General features: G+C 68.9%; 4 protein-coding genes. 3 read left to right on the forward strand and 1 reads right to left on the reverse strand.

Annotated features, from left to right (window positions below; all coding sequences use genetic code 11):
• Nucleotides 1-272 precede the first annotated feature (272 nt).
• The 3 genes from ACFW2E_RS37560 to ACFW2E_RS37570 all read left to right on the forward strand — a co-directional run bounded on the left by ACFW2E_RS37560 (nucleotide 273) and on the right by ACFW2E_RS37570 (nucleotide 4,162).
• Nucleotides 273-2,261: a helix-turn-helix transcriptional regulator gene (locus tag ACFW2E_RS37560; protein ID WP_384473745.1), complete on the forward strand. Its 1,989-nt coding sequence runs from the start codon at nucleotides 273-275 to the stop codon at nucleotides 2,259-2,261.
• A gap of 287 nt (nucleotides 2,262-2,548) precedes the next feature.
• Nucleotides 2,549-2,932 carry a hypothetical protein gene (locus ACFW2E_RS37565; protein WP_384473748.1) on the forward strand — a complete coding sequence of 128 codons (384 nt, stop codon included), beginning with the start codon at nucleotides 2,549-2,551 and terminating at the stop codon, nucleotides 2,930-2,932.
• 654 nt (nucleotides 2,933-3,586) lie between these two features.
• Entirely contained in the window at nucleotides 3,587-4,162 is a 576-nt protein-coding gene (locus ACFW2E_RS37570) for an IS3 family transposase (RefSeq protein WP_384473751.1), read from the forward strand.
• A 636-nt stretch (nucleotides 4,163-4,798) separates the two neighbouring features.
• Here the strand turns inward: ACFW2E_RS37570 and ACFW2E_RS37575 are convergent.
• A complete protein-coding gene (locus ACFW2E_RS37575) occupies nucleotides 4,799-5,734 on the reverse strand; it encodes an LD-carboxypeptidase (RefSeq protein ID WP_384473754.1) in 936 nt (311 codons plus the stop codon).
• Between the last annotated feature and the right edge of the window lie 11 nt (nucleotides 5,735-5,745).

The following is a 5,745-nucleotide window of genomic DNA, read 5'->3' on the forward strand; positions in this document are numbered from 1 at the left end:
TCGCCCGGGGGCCCAGGGTGTGGGGGGGGGGGGTGAGGGGGGGGGGCTTGTTCGCCGGGCCCTGCGGGGCGCGATGCCCGGCTGCCACGGCAGCCAGCAGTGCGACGACGATCACGAGTGCGGTGGCGAGGAGGACGACGGCGACGGTCACGGCAGACTCCCTTTACACGGTGGGGTGTTGACGTGGCCGAAGGTCGTGGATTCCGTGTTCGCCGGGGTTCGCCCGGAGGAAGATGAATACCGGCAACACATCACGGCCCGGGGGCGAGCACGTGCGCGACGAGCAGATCAGCCACTATCCGGCACTCACCGAACTGCGCAGGCAGCTGGATGGCGGGCGGGCCCGGATGCGGCTGAACAAGACGGATCTGGCCGCGCGGGCGGGGTTGGGGCGTACGACGGTGTCGGAGGCCTTCCAGACCGACGGGCCGGTGCCCTCGGCGCAGACCGTGGCGGCGCTGGCCCGTGCGTTGAAGCTGCCGGTCGAGGAGCTATTGGCGCTGCAGCGGGATGCGGCCGGGGACCAGGCCGGTGAGCGGCTGGAGCCCGGCAGGTTGATCGGGGAGTGGGAGCCGCACGACCTGGAGGTCCACCCCGCCGGCACCGACTCCACCGCACAGGGCGCTGGGACGGCGGTGCGGCGAGTGCTGCCCGGCTATGTGTCGCGGGCGCACGACGAGGTCCTTGCCGAGGCGGTGGCTGATGCGATTGAGGGTCGCAGCCGGATGCTGGTCCTGGTGGGTACGTCGTCGACCGGGAAGACCCGGGCGTGCTGGGAGGCCGTGCAGCCACTTGCGGAGCGGGGTTGGCGGTTGTGGCATCCCTTCGACCCGACCCGGGCGGAGGCTGCCCTGGAGGATCTGCACCGTGTCGGGCCGCGCACGGTGGTGTGGCTGAACGAGGCCCAGCACTACCTCGGCGATCGGGCGGCGGGTGAGCGGATCGCGGCGGCCGTGCACCACCTGCTCGTCACCCCGGAGCGCGGGCCGGTCCTTGTGCTGGGCACGCTCTGGCCCGAGTACGCCGCTCAGTACGCGGCCCTGCCCGCCTCCGGCCGGGAGGATCCACACAGCCGGGTGCGGGAACTGCTGTCCGGCCGCACTGTGACCGTCCCGGATTCCTTTGACGCCCGGGCCTTGGCCGCGGCGGCCGCCTTGGCCGCGGGCGGCGACGGTCTGCTGGCCGACGCGCTCACCCGCGCCCGCACGGACGGGCGCGTCGCACAAGATCTTGCCGGTGCCTCCGAACTCCTCATCCGCTATCAGCACGCAAGCCCGGCAGCTGCGGCTCTGCTGGCAGCAGCGATGGACGCTCGCCGCCTCGGTGTCGGTCTGTACCTGCCGCGGCCGTTCCTCACTGACGCTGCCATCGACTACCTCAGCGAGAGCGACTACGCGGACCTCACCGACGATTGGGCAGAGGCGGCCTACGTCGAACTCGCAAAGCCTGTCCATGGCAAGCAGGCACCTCTGCGTCGTGTCAGTCCCCGTCCCGTGCACCGAGTCCCCAGCAGTTCAACTGCCTCGCCCGCACTCGCCTTCATCGCGAGCCCAGTGTTCCGACTGGCCGATTACCTCGAACAACACGGGCGCACCGTATGCAGAGCCCTCTGCCCTCCGGCCTCCTTCTGGAATGCCGCCCACACCCACCTCAGTCATCCCGATGACCTCAACAACCTCGCCGACGCGGCCAACAGCCGATACCGCTTCCAATGGGCGCACCACCTTCGCTGTCAGGCCGCCCGTGCTGGCAGCCCGTCCGCCCTGGCCGTCCTCGCGGAGGTGGTGGATGAAGCCGGGGATCGCAGCGGAGCCGAACGCCTTGCCTGGCGAGCAACCGATACTGGCCAGCCGGATGCTCTGGTCCGCCTTGCACGGAGACGGGTGCAGGCGGGCGACCGTGAGGGTGCGGAAGCCCTTTGCGAGCGGGCTGCGCAGGCAGGCAGTTCCGATGCTCTGGTCCGCCTTGCACGGTGGCGGGAGGAGGCGGGCGACCGTGGGGTGCGGAAGTTCTCTGCGAGCGGGCTGCGCAGGCAGGCAGTTCCGACGCCCTGGTCCGCCTTGCACGGTGGCGGGAGGAGGCGGGCGACCGTGAGGGTGCGGAAGTTCTCTGCGAGCGGGCCGCGCAGGCAGGCAGTTCCGACGCCCTGGTCCGCCTTGCACGGTGGCGGGAGAAGGCCGGCGACCGTGAGGGTGCGGAAGTTCTCTACGAGCGGGCTGCGCAGGCAGGCAGTTCCGACGCCCTGGCCGGCCTTGCACTGATGCGGGTGCAGGCTGGAGATCATGATGGTGCCGAAGCCCTCGCCATGCGGGCCGCCGACAGGGGCAGCTCATACGCTCTGCTTCGCCTGGTGGAATTGCGGGAGCGGACCGGTGACCGCGGCGGCGCGGAGGGCCTTGCCCAGCGGGCCGCCGACGTGGGTCACGTTGGTGCCCTAGTCGCACTTGCCGTATTGCGGGTGCAGGCCGTGGATCGCGACGGTGCGGAGGGCTTGGCCCAGCGGGCCGCCGACGCAGGCAGACGGGACGTTTGGGCCACATTCGCATGGATGCGGGAGCTGCATTGGGACGACGAGGGGGCCAAAGCCTTCTACCGGCGGGCCGCCGACGCAGGCGATTCCGGTGCCTTGGTCTGCATCGCGCAGCTGCAAGATAAGGCCGGGGATCATGATGGAGCCCAAGCTACCTACTGGCAGGCGGCTGACAGGGGTAACCCTGCCGCCTTTGTCCACCTCGCGCGGATGCGTGAGGAGGCCGGGGATCACGACAGAGCCGAAGTCCTCTATCGGCTGGCCGCTGACACAGGGTTCGCTTACATGAATCCCATCGGTGCTGGGATACATGCGAGGTGGCCCGATGGACTCGATCCGAACGGCAAACCCTCGCAGCCATGGGACAAGGCCAAATTGCTATCAGACCTACCCAATTCTTAGCGTTCCGGCTTACGTATGTCGTTCTCCCTACTTTTCGCCGTACGACAAGAGAGCGCTGCTTCCGCAGTGATGGGACCGGGCTGGCCCGCCCGCTGTGGGAACCGAAGGCGTACAGGGTGATACCCATCCATCAAGCGCTCCGCTGGCCCGCACGAGGAAGGGATATCGATGGCTGAGGTCATGCGGCGAGTCCGAGAAAGGCCAGGTAGTTGCGGCGTTCCTGGCCGCCCGAGGGGCAAGTGGATTAGCCACTCTTCGGCGGCCCTCTCCCCGTACGGCAGAAGGACATGGCCACCGAATACGGCGTCACCCCGCAGGCCATCGGCAACCTCATCGCCCCCTGTGCGAGCTGAACATCGTCCTGCGCCCGAAGAACGAGGACGGCAGCCGAGGCAAGGGCAACTCCTACCGCCTGCACCCCCTGGCCGCGAAGTACGCCAGCCATCAGGACATGGAAGCCGCGTTCCGGATGCCATCAGCAGCAGCAAAGCCGGCGACCTGCCCAACCTGAAACTGCCGACTACCGGGCAGTTCCGCCCGCTGCCGACGGCCAGCTCAAGCTCCAGGTCGCCTGACCCGCACACAACACAGAGCCCCACCGATGCGACGGTGGGGCTCTGCGCCTGAATAAGAGGTCGTGCCTGCGCTATTGACCTGGTTCAACGCGACTTCACCGCGAACGGGCCGAACCGGCTGTGGGTCACCGACCTGACCATGATCTCCACCGGGGAGGGACCGCTGTGGCTGTCCGCGATCCGTGACGCGTTCTCCCGCCGGGTCGTGGCCTGGGAGACCTCCGCCCGCGCGGACGCTGACCTGGTCCTCACCTCGCTGGAGTATGCCCTGGCCAGCCGCGAAGTCGCCCCCGGCGAGCTCGTTCACCACGCCGACCACGGCTGTCAGTACACGTCCGTGAAGCTCACAACGCGCCTGGTCAGAGCCGGTATCCAGGCATCCATGGGCTCGGTCGGCGACTCGTTCGACAATGCCCTGGCGGAGAACCTGTGGATGGTCATCAAGACCGAGTGCATCCGCGGCCGCCTCTTCGCCACCAGGGCCGAAGCGAACCTCGCGCTCTTCGAGTATATCGACGGCTTCTACAACCCCCGCCGCATCCAGAAACGGCTCGGCTACCTCAGCCCGATCGAATACGAGGAGAAGCACTACGCCGACCAGGCAGCGACCGAACAAGTGAACCTGAAACCACGTCAACCCGCTCTGACCAGCTAGTCAGCCACTCCCGCACGGCGGGGGAACCTCATTCTCCGGTGGTGGCACGGTTCCGTTGGTCACCCTGGAACAGGCAGGCAAGAAGCTGTCGTTCTCATGGCCCACTGCGCTGCCAGCACCAAGATTGGACGGTGACACGGCCACCTACCCCAACGTGCTGCCCGACGTAGACCTGAAGATGCGGGTGACCGCGGCCGGCTTTTCGGAACTGCTCGTGGTGAACACGGCGGAGGCTGCCAAGAACCCGGCGCTGAGCCAGTTGAAACTGGGAGTTGACTCTACCGGCTTGGCACTTCAGCGGAGTGACTCCGGGGGCCTGGAGGGGGTCGACCAGAACGGGGGAGGTATCGCATTCCAGGCAGCCCAGCCGATCATGTGGGACTCCACAGAGGCACAGGGTACGCAGAGTCAGTTGGTGCGGAGCACCGCTAAGACGGCCGCTGGCGCCATGGGTAGCAGCGCGGGGGCTGCTGACGACGGCCCGGGAGATGCGGCGAACGTCGCCCCCATACCTAACGGAGTCCTACTAGTGGCCAGGCTGAGTCCTACGGCGGACGGGCGGGAGGCCTGGACGCGGTCGATGAGGTCTGCGCTCAGGCGCGCGGCGTTCCCGCCGAGGTGGTCCTCCCTGCTGGCTCAGGTGAGTACGGGATTCAGGAACGTGAGTACGCCCGCGTCGGCGTCGAGCCTGGCCCGGGTGCCGATGGGGAACGTCTGCTGTGGCACACCGTGGCCGATGTCCGCGCCGACAAGGACCGGGATGCCGAGGTCGCCGAGGCGGTCGTGCAGGAGTTCCTCGACGCGCTCGTGTGTGCCGCAGTCGGTGAAGGTGCCGCAGACGATGCCCGCCGCGCCGTCGAAGTATCCGGCGCGGCGCAGCTGGGTGAGGAACCGGTCGAGCCGGAAGGTCTCCTCGTCCACGTCCTCCAGCAGGACGATGCCGCCGCGCGCGGGCAGCGAGGTGTCGGTGCCCAAGGAGCAGGCGAGCAGGGTGACCGTGCCGCCCAGTGTGACGCCCTCCGCGGTGCCGCCGACCAAGGGGCGGGAGTCGGGGAAGCGCAGCTCCTTGACGGACGCCGGGTCGGTGAGCAGTGCGGCGAGCCTGTCGAAGTCGGCGCGGCCGGGGTGGAAGCCGCGGATGGCGGGCATCGGGCCGAACAGGCCCGTCCAGCCCAGCTTCACCGCCACTGCTTCCAGCAGGGCCGTGACGTCGGAGAATCCGATGACAGTGCGCGGGGTGGGCGTGCCGATGGCGTCCCAGTCGACCAGTTCCAGGGTGCGCTGGGCGCCGTAGCCGCCGTTCGCGCAGAAGACGGCCGTGAACGCCGGGTCGGTGAGGGCGGCTGTCAGGTCGCGGGCGCGCAGGGCGTCGTCTCCGGCGAGGTATTCGCCGGTCGCTCGCGCGGAGGCGAAGACCTCGGGCTGGAGGCCGAGTCCGCGCAGCGAATCCAGGCCGGTCTCCAGGTTCTCCTGGTCGGTCGGTCCGCTGGCGGCGATGACGGCGACACGGTCGCCGGGTTTGGGTGCGGCGGGGCGGTTGTGCCCCTCGGAGGGCAGGGTGGGCTTGGGGATCCTTGCAGGGC

It is taken from the genome of Streptomyces sp. NPDC058964 (assembly GCF_042741275.1).
Lineage (GTDB): Bacteria > Actinomycetota > Actinomycetes > Streptomycetales > Streptomycetaceae > Streptomyces.

What these genes read in the sequence shown, in the direction of transcription:
- ACFW2E_RS37565 (WP_384473748.1), top strand. Translation starts at nt 2,549, where the DNA reads ATGCGGGAGCTGCATTGGGACGACGAGGGGGCCAAAGCCTTCTACCGG.